Here is a 21,934-nt window from a genome sequence, read left to right as displayed (position 1 = left end):
TCCCCATACGAAGTCCGGGGTTTTTTTTGCCCGCAATTCGGCCTGAGCCTGGGCGAAGCCCAGGCCATGCCCCGCGCTGCAGGCCTCAGGCTACTGGCTTGTCTTCCAGCTCCATCCAGCCCGCCAGCACCCGATAGGCCTCTTCCACGCCCAGGCGCTTGGGCGCCGAGAACAGCTGGATGGTGACGCCGTCGCCCCAGCCCTTGCGAATTTCCGATTGCACCTTCAACAAGGTGTTCTTGCCCGCGCCGTGGGTCAGCTTGTCGGCCTTGGTCAGCAGGATGTGCATCGGCATGCCGCTGGCCTTGGCCCAGTCGAGCATCATCTTGTCGAAATCGGTCATGGGGTGGCGCACGTCCATCATCAGGATGATGCCGCGCAGGCACTCACGGCTGCCCAGATAAGCTTCCAGGTGCTTCTGCCAGTGCTGCTTGAGCGGAATCGGCACCTTGGCATAACCGTAACCTGGCAGGTCGACCAAACGCCGTTCATCGTCCAGACTGAAGAAATTCAACAGCTGGGTGCGCCCGGGGGTTTTCGAGGTGCGCGCCAGGCTGGCATGAGTCAGGGTGTTGAGGGCGCTGGATTTGCCGGCGTTGGAACGGCCCGCAAAGGCCACCTCGTAGCCCTGATCGTCCGGGCATTGTTCGACCTTGGCTGCGCTGAGGGCGAATTTGGCTTTCTGGCAGAGGCCGAGGATGGGGTTCTTGACTTGCATGGGATATCCGATGTGGGTGTTGCCAAAGCCTAGGCCGGCAAGCGGTGTCGTTTCCGTTTGGCTGACAGAAGTATATAATGCCCCAGTTTTTGTGTGCCCATTCTCCCAGCGAAGGGGAACGGGCATGGGGTGCCGAACTATAGCTTGCGCATCAGAACGCAGCGCGTCCCCCAACCCTGTCAGGTCGTTTCGCCTGGCGAAATGGCTGCTAGCTGTCGGTATGTTCCTGCCGTATTTCAGCGCACAGGCTACACAGGATGCCGAGGTGTTGTACAACCGCACGTGTGCGGCTTGCCACACCGGGCAATTGCCCCAGGCACCCAGGCAGGGTGACCGGGCAGCCTGGGAGCCAAGGCTGGCGCAAGGTATGGATGTACTCGTCCGGCATGTGACCCAGGGTTTCAAGGCTATGCCGCCGCGTGGATTGTGCATGGACTGCAGTGCCGAGGACTACCGTTTGGTCATCCTTTGGATGAGTGGCAGTCCCGATACATAACATTTCACCCTTAGCCGTGTTGGATTAGCTGATGAACAAACTAGTCGTGAGTCTGCTGTTGACCCTGGGTGTCGCAGGTGCGGCCACTGCTGCGCAACCTATCAAAGGCGATGCCGCTGCCGGCCAGGCCAAGACGGCCGTCTGTGGCGCCTGCCACAACCCCGACGGCAACAGCCTGGCACCCAACTTCCCGAAACTGGCTGGCCAGGGCCAGCGCTACCTGGAAAAACAACTGCACGACATCAAGTCGGGCAAACGTACCGTGCTGGAAATGACCGGCATGCTGGCTGCGTTCAATGATCAGGACCTGGCCGATATCGCCGCCTACTTCGCCAGCCAGAAAGGCAGCGTGGGGGCTGCCGACCCCAAACTGGTCGAGCGCGGCCGCGCGCTGTTCAACGGCGGTGACCTGGAAAAAGGCATGCCCGCCTGCACCGGCTGCCACTCGCCCAATGGCGCGGGTATTGCCCTGGCCGGTTTCCCGCACTTGAGTGGCCAGCATGCCCAGTACGTGACCAAACAGTTGACCGACTTCCGTGAAGGCAACCGCACCAACGACGGCGATGCCATGACCATGCGCACCATTGCCGGCAAGCTGAGCAACCACGATATCGAGGCATTGGCCAGCTATATCCAGGGTCTGCACTGACTGGCGGCGCGGTCCTGGAGGTGCTGCACATGCCTTCAGGGGCCTGGCATTAACTTTCAGTTAATGTTGCAGGCCAATGATGAAAGGGTGGCTGGGCTACCCTTTTTTCGGTGCGTAGCCGGTACACTACAGAACTCAAGCCCTTCCCGGCCTGTCTCAAGGCAGGTCGCGTAGTGGCGACCCATGATTGCTCAGGAGTAAAGCATGCGTAAACTGATTCTCAGCGCTGCGCTGGTCGCCGCCAGCGTATTCGGTATGACAGCGGTGCAGGCTGCAGAGCCCGCCACTGCCGGCAAGGAATATATCGAGCTGAGCAACCCTGTTCCGGTTTCCGTGCCTGGCAAGATCGAAGTGGTTGAGCTGTTCTGGTACGGCTGCCCTCACTGCTACCATTTCGAGCCGACGCTCAACCCCTGGGTCGAAAAACTGCCCAAGGATGTCCACTTCAAGCGCGTACCGGCCATGTTCGGTGGCCCATGGGATGCCCACGGCCAGATGTTCCTGACCCTCGAAGCCATGGGCGTTGAGCAAAAGGTGCACGCGGCGGTGTTCGACGCTATCCAGAACCAGCACAAGCGCCTGACCGAAAAGAACGACATGGCCGATTTCCTCGCCACCCAGGGCGTGGACAAGGACAAGTTCCTCGCCACCTTCGACTCTTTCGCCATCAAGGGCCAGATCGCCCAGGCCAAGGAACTGGCGAAGAAGTACGAAATCACTGGCGTACCGAGCATGGTCGTCGACGGCAAGTACCGCTTCGACCTGGGTACCGCAGGTGGGCCCGAAGGCGTGCTAGATGTCGCCGACCAACTGATCGCCAAGGAGCGCGCCGCTAAGTAAGCGGCGTATCCCATGCCCCGCTTCAGAGCTACGCGTGGCATTGGCCTGCACCAGCCGCAGGTCAACGAGCATCACCTGCAGGCACCCGGCCTCCCGGACGATGGTCGCCTGCGGCTGCTCAGCTTCAACATTCAGGTCGGCATCAGCACCGAGCGTTATCGGCATTACCTGACCCGTAGCTGGCAGCACCTGCTGCCGCATAACGGGCGCGCCGGCAACTTGCAGAAGATCGGCAAGCTGTTGAGCGACTTCGACCTGGTGGCCCTGCAGGAGGCCGATGGTGGCAGCCTGCGTTCCGGGTTCGTGAACCAGGTCGAGCATCTGGCCCAGCTGGGTGCCTTCCCCTACTGGTACCAACAGCTCAACCGCAACCTTGGGCGTTTTGCCCAGCACAGCAACGGCGTGCTCAGCCGCCTGAAGCCGCAATTGCTCGAAGACCACCCGCTGCCGGGCCCCGCCGGGCGTGGGGCAATTCTAATGCGGTTCGGCGAAGGCGAGGATGCGCTGATCGTGGTGATGATGCACCTGGCCCTCGGCGCCAAGACCCGCGCCCTGCAGTTGGGCTATATCCGCGAGCTGATTGGCGGCTACCGCCACCAGGTGTTGATGGGCGACATGAACACCCATGCTACCGATCTGCTCGAGCACTCGCCCCTGCGTGACCTGGGCCTGGTGGCTCCGCAGGTCGAAGCTACCTTCCCCAGTTGGCGACCCCAGCGTTGCCTGGACCACATTCTGCTCAGTTCCAGCCTTACACTGGAGCGTGTCGAGGTGTTGGCCCAGCCAATTTCCGACCACCTTCCGGTGGCGGTAGAGATCCGATTGCCTGATGCATTGACTGTGGATACGCTGCCGGCCTTGAGCTGAATCAGCCAAGGCGTCGCACGCCCTCAAGTGTTGGGCGTGCGCGCCGACAGCGTGTAATCAGACAGCCCCAGATGTATCACCCGTCGCGGATCCAGGCATGACCGAAGAAGCCGAGCGCTGGAAAGAAAAATACCTCAAAGCCATCGAGCAGCAAGAAAAGCTCGAACGTCGTTGGGACGCCCGTCTCGACTTGCTGCGCCGTGGCCTGGTACGCAGTACCCTGGCTGCCGAAGGCAGTGACAAGGTGGTCGACGCGTGCATGAAGGAGATGCGCGAGGTCATTCGCAGCGACAACATGGATGCTGGCCTTGCCGGGCTGATTCCGCGCCTGGAGAAGGCGGTGCTGGATTCGGAACAGCGCCGCGAAAACCGCATGAACCAGGTTGGCGATGCCCTGGCTGCCCTTGTGGGCCAGTTACAGAACCTGCCGCTGCCTGGTGATATTGCCCGGCCGCTGAAAAAGCTGGCGAAGAAGCTTGATGGGGGCGTTACCCAGTCACGCGACCTGCCGCCGTTGCTGGGTGAACTGAGCGGTTTGCAGGGGCGTGCGCTGGCCGCACTGGGCAAGCCGGGTGAAGAAACCCGCCCTGGTTTTCTGCAGCGGTTGTTCGGCAGCCGCGATGACGATGCCCAGGCGGAGCCGGCGCTTGGGCCTGAAGCTGTGCCGGGTGCCCAAGCCCTACCGCAGGCGGCGCCACCCAGCCCCGACGCCTGCCCACATGTTGATATCGATGCGTTGCAACCGTTGCCAGCACCTGCCGCACCGGCGGCCGAGTTGCCCGCAGCGCCCGAGCCAGCGCCAGAAGCAGCTGGCCCGGCGCTGATCGACACGGCCGAAATACCTGCATCGCCAGTGCCGCAGCCAGATGAAGCGCCTGCCGCCGAACACTTGGCCAGCCAGCCGCTGCCGGAGCCTGCACCGTTAGCGGAAACGGAACCAACGTTCGGTGAAGACGGCCCTTATGCCCTCCCCGACGCGGTGGAGCCGCCGTACAGTCAGGTCGCTGCACACATCGAGCAAACCTTGCTCGGCCTGCTCGACGACCTCAGCCTGCCCGAGCGGCACAAGGCCCAGGCACTGGAGATGCGTGCGCGGGTGGCCCGCGGCCTGAACTGGTATGAGCTGATCCCGGTACTGGATGACCTTGCAGTGCTGATGCTGGCGATCACCGACAGTGGCCAGCATGAATTTGAAACCTACTTGCAGCAGCTCAACGAGCGCCTGGAAGGGTTCCAGAGCCATCTGCATGAAGCCAGCGCCGGCCATGCCGACAACAGCAGTGCCGCCCGCGCGCTGGACACCCAGTTGCGCGAGCACGTAGACGGGTTGCAGAGCAGCGTGCAAGGTGCCGCCGATGTCGACAGCCTCAAGCACATCCTGGAGAACCGCCTGGAAGGCTTGTTGGTGACCATGGACGAGCACAAGCACGAGCGCGATCGCCGCGAGCAGGAACTGGCCAGCCGCTTGCTGGGGTTGTCGGAGCGTGTCGCAAGCATGGAGCACGAGGCACTCGGTTACCGTGAACACCTGGAAGAGCAGCGGCAAAAGGCCTTGCTCGACCCGCTCACCGGTTTGCCCAACCGGGCGGCCTGGAGCGAGCGGGTGGAACGGGAAATGCTCGAATGGCAGGCCCAGGGCGGCCATCTGGCAATGGCGATCCTCGACCTGGACCATTTCAAGCGCATCAATGACAGCTATGGGCACCTGGCCGGGGACAAAGTGCTGAAGATCGTTGCCGACCAGTTGCGCAAGGGTTTGCGGGGCCGTGACTTCATAGCCCGGTTCGGTGGCGAAGAATTTGTCCTGTTGCTGCCGCAGACGGCCCCGCCGGCGGCTGCGCAAGTCGCTGAACTGCTGCGGGCCACCATCGAAGCCTGCCCGTTCCACTTCAAGGGTGAACGGGTGGTGATCACCACCTCCATCGGGTTGGCGGCGTTCCGCGCTGGCGAGCGCGCGGACCAAGTGCTCAAACGCGCCGACACCGCGTTGTACCGGGCCAAGGAACTCGGGCGCAATCGCGTGGAACAAAACTGATGGGCAGCCGCTGACTCGCGGCATACATTGCTGCTGGCGAGCACGTTATACTGTAGCGCTCATACGCCGAGGCCACCGACGTGCTTTCCACGCTGAAAAAAACCCTGATCACCTTTCTGCTGTTCACCGTCGCGGGTTGCTCCACGGGCCTGCGCATCGACCGCAGCCACCCTTCGGCGAACCAGGACAACCGTATCCAGTTCGTTGTTTTGCATTACACCAATGCCTCGCTGGAACGCTCGCTGGCGTTGCTCACCCATGGTGAGGTCAGTAGCCATTACCTGATTGGTGATGGCCCGGCGACGGTTTACCAGTTGGTGGACGAGAGCCGTCGCGCCTGGCATGCCGGTGACAGCCAGTGGCAGGGGCGCACCTGGCTGAATTCGTCGTCCATCGGCATCGAAATCGTCAACCCAGGCTTTGCCGACACACCCAACGGGCGGGTCTGGTACCCCTATAGCGAGGCGCAGATCCAGGCCCTGATCGCGTTGCTCAAGGACATCGTCAAACGTAACAATATCGAGCCCCGGCATATCATTGGCCACAGCGATATCGCCCCATTGCGCAAGCTTGATCCGGGCCCTTTGTTCCCGTGGAAACGCCTGGCCGATGCTGGGCTGGGGGTCTGGCCAGATGCCAACGCCGTAGCGCAGCAACAAGCGTACTTCAACGTCAACCCGCCCAGCGTTGGCTGGTATCAGCAGGAGCTGGCGCGGTTTGGTTATCAGATCGAGCAAACAGGCGTGCTCGATGTAGCCACCCGGCATGTCATCGCTGCCTTCCAGATGCGCTTCCGCCCGCAACGTTTCGACGGCATGCCGGATGCGCAGACGGCGGCCATGCTGCAGGTGCTCAACCGGACCCGTTGACTGCCAGACGCCGCGCGCGGTGGCAGGGCGTTGCCCGTGCTGGCCGGGGCCCGGCATGGGGCAAGCGAAGCGCCAAACGGCGCAGGTGATTATTGATTCAGTTGCTATACCTTAGTTATCAACTGGATGCCGTCCATGTCGTCTGCCATTGGCTTGCTGCGTCAAATTTTCTACCGTCCCTGGATGCTCGCCACGCTGGCAGCACTGGCCAGCGCCGCCCTATTGCTTTCTGCGAGCATCGGCATCGCCCTTCATCAGATGAAACAGAGCGAAAGCGAGCAGATGAATGCCCAGGGCGAGCGTTTTCTCGAGCGCCTTGAGCAAGTATTCGGGCAACTGCGTGAGGGTGTCGACCTGTTGCAGGCACAGCCGCTGCGCGGTTGCAGCCCGGACATGTTGGCGGCCTTGCAGCAAGTGGGCTTGAGTTCGCGCTTCATTTACGAAGCGGCCTACGTGGACGGCAATGTCGCCTGCTCAAACCGTGGTGACGAGCGCGCGTTCGTGCCCTTGCGGCCACCGGACATCAAGGGGCCGGTGTACAGCTACTGGCTCAACACCACCACGGAGCCGAACGAGAACCTCGCCGCGCTGATGCTTGGCCGGGGCAGGTTCCTGGTCTCGACCTCACGTGGGCACTTGACCGATGTGGTCGACCTGCCACCGGGTGGCAGCCTGGTGGTAGTACTCGACAACGGTGCCCGCGCCATTCCGGTCCTGGGCCCGCCACCGGTATGGCCGCCGCCCTCGGCCTGGTCGAATAGCCACAAGTCGCTGCTCGAACTCAGTGACCGCCTGATCTACCGCATGCCGACCAAGTCGCCTGATTACCAACTGGTGCTGATCGCTCCGCGTGCCAGCTTGCCCTTGCGCATGAACGGCATGCTCTGGCTGTTGTTCCCGGGTAGCGTGCTGGCCGCCTGCTTTATCGGCTGGCTGGTGTTGCAGCTGATCCTGCAGCGGCGCTCGATGAGCTCAGAGCTGCAGGGTGCACTGCGCCGCGGCGAGCTGCAGGTGCTCTACCAACCGATCATCGAACTTGGCAGCCGGCGCTGCGTGGGCGCCGAGGCGCTGGTGCGCTGGCGCCGCCCGGACGGTACCTTGACCAGCCCCGACCTGTTCATACCGCTGGCGGAAAACACCGGGCAGATCCGCCAGATCACGGACTTCGTCCTGCAACGTGTGCTTGAACAACTTGGGCCGTTGCTGCGTTCGCACCCCAGCCTTTATATCTCGATCAACCTGGCGGCCTGCGATGTGATGGAGCCGCGCATCGGCCGAGTATCGGCGCGCCTGCTGGCCTTGCACCGGGTGGCGCCCAGCCAGATTGCCTTCGAGGTGACCGAGCGGGGTTTGATCGACGTAGTAGTGGCCCGCGAAAATCTGCAGGCACTGCGCGCCGTGGGGCATCAGGTGCTGATCGACGATTTTGGTACTGGTTATTGCAGCTTGGCTTACCTGCAGACGTTGCCGGTGGACTGCCTGAAGATCGACAAGGCGTTCATAGACGCCCTTGGCCATGATGCCGCCAGCAGTGGCGTTGCCCCACACATCATTCGCATGGCTCACGACCTCCACCTGCGGGTGATTGCCGAAGGTATCGAGAGTGAGGACCAAGCGGTGCTGTTGAGCAGTGAAGGGGTCAACTACGGCCAGGGCTGGCTGTTTGCCCGGCCGTTAACGGCCAGGCAGTTTGCCCAGATGGTCACACGCGGGCAATTGCCGCGACGGCCCCCTAGGGTGTAGTCGCGCGAGCGTCAGACAGGCAATGCCATATAGAACTGCGTGCCCTGCCCCGGCCGCGAAAATACGCCCATGCGCCCGCCATGCAGTTGCACGATTTCCTTGCACAGCGCCAGGCCCAGCCCCGCCCCACCTTTTTTGCGGCCAACCTGCACGAAGGGCTCGAAAATGCGCCCTTGCTGGCCGTAGGCGATGCCTTCGCCGTCATCCTCGACACTGATGATCACCCGCTCTGCATGGCGGCGGGCGTGCAAGCGGATACGTCCGCCCTTGTCCGTATGGCGGATGGCGTTGTGCAGCAGGTTGTCCAGCACCCGATCAAGCTGCGCGGCATCGCCCTGGATGCGCGGCAGTGGCAGCTCCAGGTCACTGATCAACTCGATCTGCTTGTGCGCAGCCTGGTCGGCAACCCGTAATTGTGCGCGCTCCAGCAGCTCGTCGATGGCACAAGGGGCCAGCTCTAGTTTCTGTAGCCCGCTTTGATAACGCGAGAAGTTGAGCAGGTCGTTGATCAGCTGGGTGAGGCGCTGCATTTCTTCGCCGATGGTCTCCAGCAGGTCATTCTCCCGCGCTTCTGGCGGGAACTTGACGCGCTCGCGCAACAGGCCGAACGCCATGTGCATGCCGGTCACGGGCGTGCGCAATTCATGGGAGGCGCGCAGCACGAATTCACTGCGCACACGCTCGAAGGCACGCTGCTCGGTTACGTCGTGCAACACCATCACTGCGCCAAGAATCGGCCCCTGCGGATGGCTGACCGGGGTCAGGCTGTAGGTGAGCAGGCGCGATTCTTCATCCACCTCCATGTTCAGGTCGTCTGGTGGCCGGTCCAGGCTGCCGCCCCGCAGCACTTGGCGCAGCTGCTGTTCCAGTTCTGGCCGTTGCAACGCTTCGGCAAGGCTGCTGCCTACCCGGCTGTCATTCCAGCCCAGTTGGCGCTGGGCTACCGGGTTGAGGTGTTCCAGCCGGCCTTGGCGGTCGATGATCAACAGGCCATCGTCGATGCTGTCCAGCACCGCCTGCAAGCGTTGCTGGCCGGCCAGCAGCTCGTCGACGTTGGTGGCCTGGTGCTTGCGCAAGGCATCGGCCATCAAGCCGAAGCGGCGGGTGAGCTGGCTGAGTTCGGCCGCCTGGGTGACTGGCAGCGTGACATCGAAATTGCCCTTGCCCAACTGGTCGGCTGCCGTTGCCAGCGCCTCGATCGGCTGGCCGAAGCGCCGGGCGATGTTGTGCGCACTGATAAAGCCGAGTACCAGCACCACCAGGCCCATCAAACCCAGCACACCGCTGACCAGCAAGGCGCGGTCACGGCTGCGTTCCTCGCTGCGGGTAATCAGGTCCAGGGCCTGCCTGTGGGAGTCGATCAGGTCGGTGCGGACCTGATTGAAGGCGGCGCCCAGCGGTTGGTCCACACCCATGCTGCGGGCAGGTGCCGGGCTGTCGCGGTAAGCCTGGAGGAAGGCTTGATAGTTGCTGTTGGCTTTGCTGAAACCGGTGCGCTCGCCGCCCTGTTCCAGCCCCTTGGCCAGAAGGGACTGGAAGTTGTCCTGGAGCGATCGCAGGTTTTCCGGGGCGGTGTCGTCATCCAGAATCAGGTTCAACTGCTCGCCAAGGTTCTGCCGCAGCTTGAGCCCCACCTCCAATGAGTGGGTGGTGTCGCGCACCAGTTGCTGTTGCATCGTGGCCATCTGCAGAACACTGACCAGGCCCAGCAGCAGACCGAGCAGCGCAACGGTGACCAGTGCCGAGATACTGAGGAAAAGCCGCGTGCGCAGCTTCATGGGGGGCCATTTCATAAGTTGTATTGCTTGCGTTTGCGGTACAGGGTGGAGGCGTCGATGCCCAAGGTCTTGGCGGCCTGGTCCAGGGTGTCGCTGGCGGCCAGTACGGCACCGATGTGCGCACGCTCCAACTCGTCGAGGCTAAGCGCTGCGCCAACGCGTGGGGCATTGCCAGCCGGCTGCTCCCCCATGCCCAGGTGGCTGATTTCTACCCGTTCTTGCGGGCATATGATGCTGGCTCTTTCCACTACGTTGCGCAGTTCGCGAATGTTGCCGGGCCAGCGGTAGTTGAGCAGCGCCGCGCGGGCTTCTTCACTGAAACCGCGTGCCGGCCGCGAGTACTCCTTGACGAAGCGGGCGAGGAAGCGGTCGGCGAGGGTCAGAATGTCCTCGCTGCGCTCGCGCAGGGGCGGCAGGTGCAGAGTGATGACGTTCAGGCGGTAGAGCAGGTCTTCGCGGAAGCGGCTTTCGCGCACCATCTCCTCGAGGTTGAGGTTGGTGGCTGCCAGGATGCGCACGTCCGCCCGGCGAGTAACCGGGTCACCCACGCGCTCGTACTCCTTGTCCTGAATGAAACGCAGCAGCTTGGGCTGCAAGGTCAGTGGGAAGTCGCCGATCTCGTCGAGGAACAGCGTGCCGCCATCAGCCTGGCTCACCCGCCCAAGCGTACTTTCACTGGCGCCGGTGAAGGCGCCGCGGGTATGGCCGAACAGCTCGCTCTCCATCAGCTCCGCATTCAGCGACGGGCAGTTGATGGTCACACAGGCTTTGCGTGCACGCTTGCTCCAGCCATGAATGGCGCGGGCCAGCTCGCCCTTGCCGGTGCCGGACTCGCCGAGGATGAGGATGTTGGCGTCAGTGGTAGCGACTTGGCGTGCGGTTTCCAGCACGGCCATCATCGCCGGGCTGTGCGAGTCGAGGCCGTCCTTGGGTTTACGCACCTCACCTTCCAGCGCTTCGAGGCGAGCCGAGAGTTGGCGCACTTCAAGTTGCTTGGCGGTGGCCAGGCGCAGCTGGTCGGGGCTGCACGGCTTGACCAGATAGTCGGCGGCCCCCGCCTGGATGGCGTCTACTGCCGTGTCGATTGCCGAGTGCGCGGTAACGATCACCACGCGCATCCAGGGCGCCTGAATGCGCATCTGCGCCAGTACATCAAGCCCGTTGTCCTCACCCAGGCGCAAATCCAGGAAGCACAGGTCGAACACCTGGCGCTGCAGCAGGCTTTCTGCCTGGGCGGCGCTATTGGCGGTGGCCACGCTGTAGCCCTCATCCTCCAGGCAATAGCGGAAAGTGCGCAGGATCGCGGACTCGTCATCCACCAGCAGAATGCGGCCTTGGTTGTCCTGGGCTGATTCCATTTCCTGCGCTCCTTAAGGGTAGATCTTTATTTAGTGTGGGAAAAATCGGGCAAGTTGCATGGTCAATTCTGAGGGATTCTGTCCTTTGCATGCTAGCCAATGGCTAAAGGACGCCTTCAGGCCCCATTTCCCGGTGCCTTGCTTAGAGGCATAGGGTGGCACATTGGTTGCGATGATTTTCAGCTTTTGCCTACAAAAGGAGGTAACGCCATGACCTTTGCCCTACGCAGCGCTGTATTAGCAGCCGCTCTGCTCCCCGTGTTCACCCCCGCTCTGGCGGACCCCGTGCACGACGCCCGGCTTGAAGGAGCGTTGCAAACGGCGTTGTCACTGAACCGCATGCTCAACCCGTTCCGTATCAAGGTCGAGGTAGACGGCAAACAGGCGCGGCTTTCCGGCGAGGTGGAAAACGAGGTGGAGCGCCGGCTGGCCGAAGACGTTGCCTTGGCCACCCGCGGCGTCGAACAGGTCGATAACCAGCTGCGGGTCAACGCTGAACTGGTCGAGCGCCCGCTCGAGCTGCGCGCCTATGCCCAGCGCTTGGAGGACGCCACCCTGGCAGCCGTGATCCGTGCACGGCTGTTGTGGAGCCGTACCACCGAGAAGGCTGCCATAGAAGTGCAAAGCAGCGAGGGCGTGGTGACCTTGCGCGGCAAAGTCGACAGTGCCGAGGCCAAGGAGCTGGCGGGCGTGGTAGCGCGCACTACCGATGGCGTGTACCTGGTCAATAACCTTGTCAGCCTCGACAGCGCCGCCATGGCCAAAGCACGGGAAACCCCTGTAGGGACGCCAAGCGGGCCGCAGCCAAGTGACCCCTGGATCATCGACAAGATCCAGAGCAGCTACCGCTACAGCCGCAACCTTGATGGGCTGAACCTGAAAGTGGCCAGTGAGGAGGGCATGGTGCGGTTGTCCGGCGAAGTGGTGAGTGCGGAACAAAAAACCATCGCCGTGGACATAGCCCGGCAGATCACTGGCGTGCGGGGGGTGGATGCCGATCTGCTGAAGGTCGCGACCAAGGTCGAAGGCTGATCGTGCAATTCGCACGACCCCAGAGTGGCCATCGTGCAGGATACGTCCTGAAGCGCGCTAGACCTAATGCTTAAGTTGTTGTTTTTTAAAGGTTTTTATTTATTTGCCGGGCTGGCATGCAGGCTGCAATTACCTGTTCAGGTTTGAACAAAAATTACAGCAGGAGGAGCCGGCATGAACCGCCAGTCCGTCAACCACTCGCAAGTCGCCACACTGTCACTGCGCCACCTGGTGTCGGTGGGGATCGCACTGGTTTTGACCTTGGCTGCTGGCCTCTTCTACTACAGCTGGCAAACAGCGCGTCTGGCCGACCAAGTGGCTGCGCAGACAGCCCTGCTTAGCCAGATCCAGTCCACCCGGGCCAACAGTTTCGTCAAGGCGGCGGACCCGTTGCCATCCCAAGGCAAAGCGGCGTCGCCAGCCACGCTGGAACACGTCGTCCCTCAAGACCGCTGGGTGTTCTAAGGCGGACCGTTTGAAGTTCTGAAAAAGAAAGGAGAAACACCATGCTGAGCTGGGCTATCACTTTCCTCATCATCGCCATTGTCGCTGCCGTTCTGGGCTTCGGTGGTATCGCCGGCGCTGCTACAGGTATTGCGAAGATCCTGTTCATTGTCTTCCTGGTCCTGTTTGTAGCCTCCTTCTTCTTCGGACGTGGTCGAGGTTGACAATGAGCAGGATGCTACACACTGCCCTGGCTGCTGCCCTGCTGATGGGTAGCAGTGCAGCGGCACTGGCTGCCAATGATGGCCAGGTCCGAGCCAACCAGCTGCTGGGCTCGGACCCGGAATACCGGGAACCTGGCAGGACACGATCGAAGGCGAGGAGCGACTGCCCGATTGGGTGGTCAACCTGACAGGCAGCTCGGAACAGCAAATGTCTGCTGTTACGGAAGATGGCGACAAGTACTTGGTCGGGCCCCTTTGCGAGGCTCAGGACAAGTGCACCTACAAGCGCCTGATCGTGGCGTTCAGCTGGGACAAGGATGATGCCTACGGCATGCTCGTGGAGGTGCCTGAAGGCTTGCCCAAGGACAAGTCGCCAACCCGGCATGCGCAGTACCGTTGGCTGGGCAAGCCGGATGACGGCATGAAGGCGATGCTGCAGGAGCAGCTCAAGCGTGACCCGAATTGGTACTGAGCCTTTGTCGCCAGTGCTGGTGGACGGTCACCCACTGACATGAAATAGAAGCTGAACCTTTGTAGCGTTCAGCCTTCTATGATGCGCCGCCCCGAGGAGGGGTTGCACATGACCAAGGGGCCGGGCTGTTCTGGTTGATGCATGATCGGAGTGGCCTAGGGGTACAGGGAGTGCCTCCAGCGTTGGGCCGGGTCAGGAACGGCGGAATCGGAAGCTTCAGGTCGGCGGTATCGCTGGGATACCCAAGCCGACCTGACTTCCGAGGAGCCACGTAGGAAACGCCTCTTTCCTTGCGCGTTTTCTTCCCCGAGACACATTTTGTCTCGACCGTACATCAAATTTTTTCCCTCCGCATCGACTCCCCCACCTGTGGCATTTCGGCCATTCGGATTGTCGAACACGACATATTTGTCACTTCTTTTGAGAGTGCCAGATCCGCCTGAATATGGCTGTCTCGTCTTGTTCGGGATCCCGAACGTTATAAATCAACGACTTGCAAACCTACCTCGTCGGTCGAAAACGGTATGCATAGCCTGCATGGGGTATGCGTTTCCGGCATTAGATTTCCCCCCCTGCCATCGCAATAGTTGCCGCCTTTTTCGCTGGCCAGGGCGCCCTGTCGCTCGCCTGCGGTGTCCTTACATAACGTCGCCGGACGGAAACCGTTACTGCGTGTGACTTGGCCAAGGGCTCTGCCACGCCTGTTTCCACCCGGTGTCATGACCACTAGAACAAAGGGTAAAGACATGAAGAAGGCAAAACTGAGCCTCGCCTGGCAGATCGTCATCGGTCTGGTGCTGGGTGTTGCAATCGGCGCGCTGCTGAACCACTTCAGTGCAGAAAAGGCCTGGTGGATCAGTAACGTCCTCCAGCCCGCCGGTGACATCTTCATTCGCCTGATCAAGATGATCGTCGTCCCGATCGTGATTTCGTCGCTGATCGTGGGTATCGCCGGGGTTGGCGATGCGAAGAAACTGGGCAGCATTGGCCTGAAGACCATCATCTACTTCGAGGTGGTGACCACGATCGCCATCGTCGTCGGCCTGGTGCTGGCGAACCTGTTCCACCCAGGTGCCGGTATCGACATGAGCACGCTGGGTACCGTGGATATTTCCAAGTATCAGGCGACCGCGGCCGAAGTGCAGCATGAGCACGCCTTCATCGAGACCCTGCTCAACCTGATCCCGTCGAACATCTTCGCAGCGCTGATGCGTGGCGAAATGCTGCCGATCATCTTCTTCTCGGTCATGTTCGGCCTGGGGCTGTCGAGCCTGCAGGCAGAGCTGCGCGACCCGCTGGTACGTACCTTCCAGGCCGTATCGGAAACCATGTTCAAGGTCACCCACATGATCATGAACTACGCGCCGATCGGTGTGTTCGCCCTGATCGCCGTGACTGTCGCCAACTTCGGCTTCAGCTCGCTGCTGCCGCTGGCCAAGTTGGTGCTGCTGGTGTACTTCGCCATTGCCTTCTTCGCCTTCATGGTACTGGGCCTGGTGGCTCGCCTGTTTGGCTTCTCGGTGATCAAGATCATGCGCATCATGAAAGATGAGCTGATCCTGGCCTACTCCACTTCCAGTTCGGAAACCGTGCTGCCACGGGTGATCGAGAAGATGGAGAAGTACGGTGCACCGAAGTCGATCTGCTCGTTCGTGGTACCGACCGGCTACTCCTTCAACCTCGACGGTTCGACTCTGTACCAGAGCATTGCGGCGATCTTCATTGCCCAGCTGTACGGTATCGACCTGTCGTGGAGCCAGCAGCTGCTGCTGGTGCTGACCCTGATGGTAACGTCCAAAGGTATTGCTGGTGTGCCGGGCGTTTCGTTCGTGGTACTGCTGGCCACCCTCGGCAGCGTGGGCATTCCGCTGGAAGGCCTGGCCTTCATCGCCGGCGTCGACCGCATCATGGATATGGCCCGCACCGCGCTGAACGTGATCGGCAACGCCCTGGCGGCACTGGTCATCTCGCGCTGGGAAGGCATGTACGATGCGGCCAAGGGCGAGCAGTACTACGCCTCGCTCATGGCTGACAAACAGCAAACTGCGGTGGTTGGCGAGGCGGCCAAGCGCTGAGTTCATACCCCGCTGTACAAAAAGCCCCGACCCGTCGGGGCTTTTTGTTGTCTGTGATGTTGCGCGGCCGCGGTCTGCAGCCTTGCGCCCCGATACGCTATCATTCGGGCACTTTTCTGGGGGAACACACGGATGCTCAACGGCCTTTGGCTCGGCTTTTTCCTAGTGGCGGCGGTCTCCGCCCTGGCCCAATGGCTGATAGGCGGCAACGCGGGCATTTTTGCGGCCATGGTCGAGAGCATCTTTGCCATGGCCAAGCTCTCGGTCGAGGTGATGGTGCTGCTGTTTGGCACCCTGACTTTGTGGCTGGGCTTTCTTAAAATTGCCGAAAAGGCCGGCATCGTCGAGTGGCTGGCCAAGGTACTGGGCCCGCTGTTTGCGCGCTTGATGCCGGAAGTACCACCCGGCCACCCTGCACTGGGCCTGATCACCATGAACTTCGCGGCCAACGGCCTGGGGCTGGACAACGCCGCCACACCGATTGGCCTCAAAGCCATGCGCGCGTTGCAGGAGCTGAACCCCAGCAGCACCACGGCGAGCAACGCGCAGATCCTGTTCCTTGTGCTCAACGCCTCTTCGTTGACCCTGCTGCCTGTGACCATCTTCATGTACCGCGCCCAGCAAGGCGCGCCCGACCCGACCATGGTGTTCCTGCCGATCCTGCTGGCCACCAGCGTCTCGACCCTGGTAGGGCTGTTGTCGGTGGCCGTCATGCAACGCCTGCGTTTGTGGGACCCGGTCGTACTTGCCTACTTCATCCCCGGTGCGCTGCTGCTGGGTGGCTTCATGGCCTTCCTGGGCACATTGTCGGCGGCGGCACTGGCCAGCTTGTCGTCGATCCTGGGCAACTTGACGCTGTTCGGCGTGATCATGCTGTTCGTGGTGATCGGTGCCTTGCGGCAGGTGAAGGTGTACGAAGCCTTTGTCGAGGGCGCCAAAGAAGGCTTTGACGTCGCCAAGAGCCTGCTCCCCTACTTGGTGGCCATGCTGGTGGCTGTGGGCGTGCTGAGGGCCTCGGGCGCGCTGGAATTGGCGTTGGATGGTATTCGCCATGCGGTCAACTGGCTGGGCCTGGACACGCGTTTTGTCGAAGGCCTGCCGACAGCGTTGGTCAAGCCGTTCTCTGGGAGCGCAGCGCGGGCAATGCTGATCGAGACCATGCAGAACCAAGGGGTGGACAGCTTCCCCGCACTGGTGGCGGCAACCATTCAGGGCAGTACCGAGACCACTTTCTATGTGCTGGCGGTGTATTTTGGCGCGGTGGGCATCCAGCGGGCGAGGCATGCGGTGGGGTGTGCGCTGCTGGCCGAGTTCTCTGGTGTAGTGGCAGCCATCTGCGTGTGCTACTGGTTCTTTGCCTGAACGATCTGCGGGCCAACACCGCACCAGGCTGCAAGTAGCGCCGGCGGTAAACGCGTATCGGCGCCTTGGCCCGCCCGTTGTAGGAGCGGGTTCACCCGCGAAGAGGCCGGGCCTGCTGGCAGCTGTCTCCTGGCCATTTACCGCCGCATCTGCCACCGCATTCGCGGGTAAACCCGCTCCTACACGGTGCCTGGCCACATATTGGCGGCTCTGTCGGCAGCCCTGTGGCGTGGAGGCAACAGCGGGTTAACCCTAGCGGATTGTGCTGCTGCCAGCCTGGGCAATCGCCCACTCGACCACCTGCCCGGTGAGTAGATCGCACGCTTGGCCAAACCCGGCCACTACCCCGGCTACTTGCTTGTCTGCCAGCGGCTGGCGGACCTCGAAGCGCTGGCTGGCGAGAATACGCTGAGTGCGGCCTTGCACCAGCCGTGCGTCATAGCGGATCACCACCTCCACGGTGCCGTCCGCGCGGTATTCGCTCTGGAACGCCTGCAACTCGCCAGCCAGCTCGTAGTCAGCCTGCAAATTGCTGTCGTCCGCGCTCAGGCGCTGCACCTGGCCGTCGCGCTGAAAGCCGTCGAGCAGACGGTTGCGCAGCAGCACCGGGGCCGGATCGCTCCAGCGCGCGCCCTTGTAGCTGCTGACTACATTGCCCTGCGGGATGACCGCAATCCGTGGCCCGGCCAATACCTCGCTGGCCAGCGGTTTATTCAGGCGCAATGACCAGTCCAGCGGCGGCGCGCTGCGGCTGACCTGGTTGACGGGCAAGCGATACAGGTCCACAGGCTCGCTCGTGGGCAGGATCGAGCAGGCGCTGGCCAGCCCAATCGTGACCGCCAAGGCCAGTAAGCGCAGCGACGATTTCATGGCTGGAACTCCTTGTTGTTGTCGCGGCCGAGCAGGTAGCCGCTGGGGTCGGCTTCCAGTTGCCGGGAAATGCCTTTGAGTGCGTTGAGGGTTTCGCGCAATTCGCGAATGGCTGGGGTCAGCTGGTTCAGGCCCTGGGCGCCGTCGCCGATGGCTTCGCTGTTGTCCTTCAGCAGGCTATTGATTGTGGCAGTGCTCTGCGCCAACGACTGCATGGCTTGCTCGGCGCTGCCGATGGCCTGCTTGCCCTCGGTGCCCAGCAAGCCATTGGCATTGCGCATCAGCACCTGGGTTTCGGCCAGGGTCGCGCTGGCCTGCTTGCCTACCTGGACCAGTTGCTCGATAGCCTGGCTGATGCTGCCATGCTCCCCGGCGAAGGCGCCGGTGGTCTTGTCGAGGTTGGCCAAGGTATTGCTGAGGTGGTCGATGTTGCCCTCGGAGAACATCTGGTTGGCGTTGTGCAGCAGCAAGTTGATGTTGGTCACCAGGTCGCTGCTGTCATTGAGCAGGCGCGAGATGGGCGATGGCGAGGCGATGATCACCGGCAGCTTGCCGTCTTTGCCTTTCAGCTCGGGGCTCTGTGGGGTACCGCCGCTGAGCTGGATGAACGAGTTGCCGGTCACCCCGGCCAGGGTCAGCTTGGCCTGAGTGTCTTCTTTGACTGGGGTGTCGCCGCTAAGGCGCACCCGTGCCAATACCCGACGCGGGTCTTTAGGGTCCAGGCGCAGGGTGGAAACGTCACCCACCTTGATCCCGTTGTACTGCACCGGGCTGCCACGAGACAGGCCGGAAACTGCCTCGTTGAACACGACTTCGTAGTCCTTGAACGCATCGTCGACGCTGGACTTGGTCAGCCACAGGCCGAACAGCATGGCACCGGCTACCACCAGGACGGTGACCAGGCCGATAAGAACGTGATGGGCTCGGGTTTCCATTGCTCAGCGCTCCTGGCCAGTGCGGGTGGCGGCCTGCTCGGCTGCGCGCCCGCGTGGGCCGTGAAAGTATTCTTGGATCCAGGCGTCGTTGGTCTGTTCGACCTCGGCCAATGGGCCGGCCACCAGCACCTTTTTCTGCGACAGTACGGCGATGCGGTCGGTGATGGTGTAGAGGGTGTCAAGGTCGTGGGTGATCAGGAACACCGACAGGCCGAGCGCATCGCGCAGGGTGAGGATCAACTGGTCGAAGGCCGCAGCGCCGATCGGGTCCAGGCCTGCGGTCGGCTCGTCGAGGAACAGTATGTCCGGGTCCAGGGCCAGGGCCCGGGCCAGCGCTGCGCGCTTGATCATGCCCCCCGACAACGAGGCAGGGTACTTGTCGGCCGCGGAGATGGGCAGCCCGGCCAACGCCAGTTTCACCCCGGCCAGGTGCTCGGCATCTGCGCGGGATAACCCGGCATGCTCGATCAGTGGCAAGGCAACGTTCTCTGTCACTGTCAGGGAAGAGAACAGCGCGCCCTTCTGGAACAGTACGCCAAAACGCCGTTCGACCAATGAGCGCTGCGTTTCGCGCAGGCCGGCCAGGTCTTGGCCGAACACCTTGATCTGACCTTCGTTGGGGCGGCGCAGGCCGATGATACTGCGCAGCAGCACGGACTTGCCGCTGCCAGACCCGCCCACCACGGCAAGGATTTCGCCGCGGTACAGGTCCAGATCGAGGTTTTCATGCACCACTTGCCGGCCAAAACGGTTACAGATGCCGCGGGCCTCGATCACGCACTCACGTCGGTTCACCAGCCCATCTCCATGAAGAACAGCGCGGCCACCGCGTCGAGCACGATAACCACGAAGATCGACTGCACCACGGCCGAAGTCGTGTGTGCCCCGACCGACTCGGCACTGCCGCTGACCTTGAAGCCTTCCAGGCAGCCAATGGCGGCAATCAGAAAGGCAAAGAACGGCGCCTTGGCCAGGCCGACCAGAAAGTGCTGCACGCCAATATCGCTTTGCAGCAATGACAGGAACATGGCCGGCGAAATGCCCAGCGACAGGGCGCACACCACGGCCCCGCCGACGATACCGCAAAGCATGGCGACAAACGTGAGCAGCGGCAGGGTAATCAGCAGGGCCAGCACCCGGGGTACCACCAGCAGTTCCATGGGGTTGAGACCCAGGGTGCGGATCGCGTCTATTTCCTCATTGGCTTTCATCGAGCCGATCTGCGCGGTGAATGCGCTGGCGGTGCGGCCGGCCATGAGGATGGCGGTGAGCAACACGGCGAACTCGCGCAGGAACGAGAACGCCACCAGGTCGACGGTGAACACCGTTGCGCCGAAGTCGGCCAGCACCGTGGCGCCGAGGAAGGCCACCACGGCACCCACCAGAAAGGTCAGCAAGGCCACGATTGGCGCCGCATCCAGCCCCGTCTGTTCGATGTGTGCGACGACCGGGGTGATGCGCCAGCGGTGTGGCTGAAGGGCACGGCGTAGCAGCGTTTCGAGGATGACGCCGATGAAGCCGAGCAGTTGCATGCTGTCTTGCCACAGGGTGCCGACGGCGCAGCCTATACGCTCCAGCAGCAACAGCAGCACGTTGCGTTCGGGCTCCTTGGCCGGGATGCAATAGTCCTGGACCGATTGGTAGACATTCTTCAGCAGCGCCCGGTTGGCTTCCGGCAGCTCGTGGGTGCAGCGCGACAGACGCTCGGTGCCGAGCAGTTCAGCCAGCAGCGACGCACCGGCCGTATCCAAGCGCCCCAGCTGGCTGAGGTCGGCGACGGTGTCGGGGGTGTATTGCGCACGCAGCCGCTCGCTGTCGCGTTTCAGGCTGGCGTAGTGCGCCAAGGTCCAGTCACCGGCAATGCGCAGGCAGGCCGGTTGACTGCTGGTATCCAGAGTGAGGCTGGGGGTGGTCATAGGCTCCATGCAACTGACTCGGCGCTAAGGCTCAGGGGCTGATCATAGCGCAGCAGGCCGGGGCTGTTTGGTGATTATGTGCTGTGTGCCAGCAGGTGTTGATTACCCGGCTGGCGCATCGTCGACCACCTTGAAGCGCAGTACGCCAATCACTTGGCCATCTTCGGTCAGAACCCGCACCTGCCACCTGCCCACCGGGTTGGGTGGGAAGTTCTGCTTGTGGGTCCAGGCCCGGTAGCCTTCCTTGCGCCCACCGTGGATGTCCAGGGCAATGCGGTCCACCTCCTGGCCGTCCTTCTGCCACACGTGGTAGATCCGCTCATTCAGGCCGCGTGGTGCGTTGATGGCGGTGTAGGCGTACAAGCCGCTGCTGCGAATGCTGCTGGCGGCAATTTCGTGCAGCGACTCGCCTGGCTGGCGGTTCAGCACTTCGGTGCTCACCGCCACCTCGGTCATCCACAGGGTTGCCGGTGGTACCCAGGAGCGCAACAACCAGCCGCCAGCACCCACCGACAACGTGACCAGCACCAAGGCCACAGCCCGGCGCCAGTTATTGATGGGAAAACTGCTGGCCAGGCTGGGAAACGACAGCGCCATGGCAATGATCAGCGCCAGCTTGAAGCTTTGTGCGGTGGTCAGGTGGACGATGATCGGCAGTGCCGTGAGCAACGCAGCGAACAGGGTCAGGGTATGCAGCGCCAGGAACAGCCAGCGCCGCGGAGCGAGCCATTTGTAGTACAGCGGGTCGATGATCGAAACCAGGCCGGCAGCGCCGAGCAAGCCGGTGAACACCAGCTGGCCGCTGTTCCAGGTCGTGGTGATGAAGAAGAAGGGCAATACGAAGAACAGTGTTTCCTGGTGGATCATCTGCGTGGCGTAGCGCAGCAGTGGCTGCGGGATTTCGCGGTTGAACGTGCGCGCGAACAGGCCGGTGAGTGTGTTTTCCAGCATCAGCCACACCCAGCTGACCAGCATCAGCACGGCAACCCAACTGGCCAGGCCGGCCTGGCGGTCGACCAGGATGAAGCTGCCGATGCCGGAAAGAAAACCCCCAAGCGCGATGATGCCGGGATAGCGTTTTAGCAGTTCGATGATGCGCTGGACGATGCGGGGGATCTGGGGCATTGGCTCTACAACAGGAGAAAGTCGGGTGGCTGTGCCGGCCGCTTCGCGGGTAAACCCGCTCCCACAGGATTACCACAGCTTCTGCAACAGTGGGGGCCCTGTGGGAGCGGGCTACCCGCGAAGAGG

20 protein-coding genes and 1 pseudogene are annotated in these 21,934 nt (G+C 62.2%); 13 read left to right on the top strand and 8 right to left on the bottom strand.

Annotated elements, in window-relative coordinates; all coding sequences use genetic code 11:
* Positions 1-85: 85 nt before the first annotated feature.
* Positions 86-718: a ribosome biogenesis GTP-binding protein YihA/YsxC gene (yihA, locus tag ACF8SD_RS00185; protein WP_009683587.1), complete on the bottom strand. Its 633-nt coding sequence runs from the start codon at positions 716-718 to the stop codon at positions 86-88.
* Between the two features lie 193 nt (positions 719-911).
* On the opposite strand from yihA, the gene ACF8SD_RS00180 reads away from it, so the two are divergent.
* The 7 genes from ACF8SD_RS00180 (at position 912) to ACF8SD_RS00150 (ending at position 8,217) form a co-directional block, all read left to right on the top strand.
* On the top strand, positions 912-1,214 hold the full coding sequence (locus tag ACF8SD_RS00180; RefSeq protein WP_029886304.1) for a cytochrome c5 family protein: 303 nt from the start codon (positions 912-914) through the stop codon (positions 1,212-1,214).
* Between the two features lie 31 nt (positions 1,215-1,245).
* Complete coding sequence (locus ACF8SD_RS00175) at positions 1,246-1,863, top strand: cytochrome c (protein WP_009683585.1); 618 nt, start codon at positions 1,246-1,248, stop codon at positions 1,861-1,863.
* A 204-nt stretch (positions 1,864-2,067) separates the two neighbouring features.
* Entirely contained in the window at positions 2,068-2,703 is a 636-nt protein-coding gene (gene dsbA / locus ACF8SD_RS00170; protein ID WP_392483364.1) for a thiol:disulfide interchange protein DsbA, read from the top strand.
* Between the two features lie 12 nt (positions 2,704-2,715).
* On the top strand, positions 2,716-3,570 hold the full coding sequence (locus ACF8SD_RS00165) for an endonuclease/exonuclease/phosphatase family protein (RefSeq protein WP_392483363.1): 855 nt from the start codon (positions 2,716-2,718) through the stop codon (positions 3,568-3,570).
* Positions 3,571-3,667: 97 nt separating this feature from the next.
* Positions 3,668-5,605 (top strand): diguanylate cyclase, encoded by a 1,938-nt coding sequence (locus ACF8SD_RS00160; protein WP_392483362.1) that lies wholly within the window; start codon positions 3,668-3,670, stop codon positions 5,603-5,605.
* Positions 5,606-5,685: 80 nt separating this feature from the next.
* On the top strand, positions 5,686-6,474 hold the full coding sequence (locus tag ACF8SD_RS00155; protein ID WP_029886308.1) for an N-acetylmuramoyl-L-alanine amidase: 789 nt from the start codon (positions 5,686-5,688) through the stop codon (positions 6,472-6,474).
* A 135-nt stretch (positions 6,475-6,609) separates the two neighbouring features.
* Positions 6,610-8,217: an EAL domain-containing protein gene (locus ACF8SD_RS00150; RefSeq protein WP_173887117.1), complete on the top strand. Its 1,608-nt coding sequence runs from the start codon at positions 6,610-6,612 to the stop codon at positions 8,215-8,217.
* Between the two features lie 11 nt (positions 8,218-8,228).
* On the opposite strand, the gene ACF8SD_RS00145 is transcribed toward ACF8SD_RS00150, so the two are convergent.
* Both ACF8SD_RS00145 and algB read right to left on the bottom strand, forming a co-directional pair.
* Positions 8,229-10,010 (bottom strand): KinB sensor domain-containing domain, encoded by a 1,782-nt coding sequence (locus tag ACF8SD_RS00145; protein WP_173887118.1) that lies wholly within the window; start codon positions 10,008-10,010, stop codon positions 8,229-8,231.
* A complete protein-coding gene (gene algB / locus ACF8SD_RS00140) occupies positions 10,007-11,353 on the bottom strand; it encodes a sigma-54-dependent response regulator transcription factor AlgB (RefSeq protein ID WP_029885350.1) in 1,347 nt (448 codons plus the stop codon). The genes ACF8SD_RS00145 and algB overlap by 4 nt, the downstream gene beginning before the upstream one ends.
* 210 nt (positions 11,354-11,563) lie before the next feature.
* Between algB and ACF8SD_RS00135 the strand changes: the two genes are divergently transcribed.
* The 6 genes and pseudogenes from ACF8SD_RS00135 (at position 11,564) to ACF8SD_RS00110 (ending at position 16,962) form a co-directional block, all read left to right on the top strand.
* Positions 11,564-12,385, top strand: a complete 822-nt coding sequence (locus ACF8SD_RS00135; protein WP_173887119.1) for a BON domain-containing protein — start codon at positions 11,564-11,566, stop codon at positions 12,383-12,385.
* A 174-nt stretch (positions 12,386-12,559) separates the two neighbouring features.
* On the top strand, positions 12,560-12,850 hold the full coding sequence (locus tag ACF8SD_RS00130; protein ID WP_029885352.1) for a hypothetical protein: 291 nt from the start codon (positions 12,560-12,562) through the stop codon (positions 12,848-12,850).
* 41 nt (positions 12,851-12,891) lie between these two features.
* Entirely contained in the window at positions 12,892-13,053 is a 162-nt protein-coding gene (locus tag ACF8SD_RS00125) for a DUF1328 domain-containing protein (protein WP_003252966.1), read from the top strand.
* A gap of 2 nt (positions 13,054-13,055) precedes the next feature.
* Positions 13,056-13,525: pseudogene (locus ACF8SD_RS00120) on the top strand (inhibitor of vertebrate lysozyme family protein).
* A 746-nt stretch (positions 13,526-14,271) separates the two neighbouring features.
* Entirely contained in the window at positions 14,272-15,600 is a 1,329-nt protein-coding gene (gene gltP, locus ACF8SD_RS00115; RefSeq protein ID WP_009683574.1) for a glutamate/aspartate:proton symporter GltP, read from the top strand.
* Between the two features lie 132 nt (positions 15,601-15,732).
* Positions 15,733-16,962, top strand: a complete 1,230-nt coding sequence (locus ACF8SD_RS00110; protein WP_173887121.1) for a nucleoside recognition domain-containing protein — start codon at positions 15,733-15,735, stop codon at positions 16,960-16,962.
* A gap of 252 nt (positions 16,963-17,214) precedes the next feature.
* On the opposite strand, the gene ACF8SD_RS00105 is transcribed toward ACF8SD_RS00110, so the two are convergent.
* The 5 genes from ACF8SD_RS00105 to ACF8SD_RS00085 all read right to left on the bottom strand — a co-directional run bounded on the left by ACF8SD_RS00105 (position 17,215) and on the right by ACF8SD_RS00085 (position 21,808).
* On the bottom strand, positions 17,215-17,832 hold the full coding sequence (locus ACF8SD_RS00105) for an ABC-type transport auxiliary lipoprotein family protein (protein WP_392483360.1): 618 nt from the start codon (positions 17,830-17,832) through the stop codon (positions 17,215-17,217).
* On the bottom strand, positions 17,829-18,767 hold the full coding sequence (locus tag ACF8SD_RS00100) for an MlaD family protein (RefSeq protein ID WP_009683571.1): 939 nt from the start codon (positions 18,765-18,767) through the stop codon (positions 17,829-17,831). Before ACF8SD_RS00100 ends, ACF8SD_RS00105 begins: the two co-directional genes overlap by 4 nt.
* Before the next feature lie 3 nt (positions 18,768-18,770).
* Positions 18,771-19,562: an ABC transporter ATP-binding protein gene (locus tag ACF8SD_RS00095; protein ID WP_392483359.1), complete on the bottom strand. Its 792-nt coding sequence runs from the start codon at positions 19,560-19,562 to the stop codon at positions 18,771-18,773.
* Positions 19,559-20,692 carry an ABC transporter permease gene (locus ACF8SD_RS00090; protein ID WP_173887123.1) on the bottom strand — a complete coding sequence of 378 codons (1,134 nt, stop codon included), beginning with the start codon at positions 20,690-20,692 and terminating at the stop codon, positions 19,559-19,561. The genes ACF8SD_RS00095 and ACF8SD_RS00090 overlap by 4 nt, the downstream gene beginning before the upstream one ends.
* A 93-nt stretch (positions 20,693-20,785) precedes the next feature.
* On the bottom strand, positions 20,786-21,808 hold the full coding sequence (locus tag ACF8SD_RS00085; RefSeq protein ID WP_173887124.1) for a DUF5924 family protein: 1,023 nt from the start codon (positions 21,806-21,808) through the stop codon (positions 20,786-20,788).
* Positions 21,809-21,934: the final 126 nt, after the last annotated feature.

Source organism: Pseudomonas sp. CJQ_9 (genome assembly GCF_043106615.1).
GTDB lineage: Bacteria > Pseudomonadota > Gammaproteobacteria > Pseudomonadales > Pseudomonadaceae > Aquipseudomonas > Aquipseudomonas juntendi.
The sequence above is the reverse complement of the archived record's forward strand: the minus strand, read 5'-3'. Positions and strand labels throughout refer to the sequence as shown.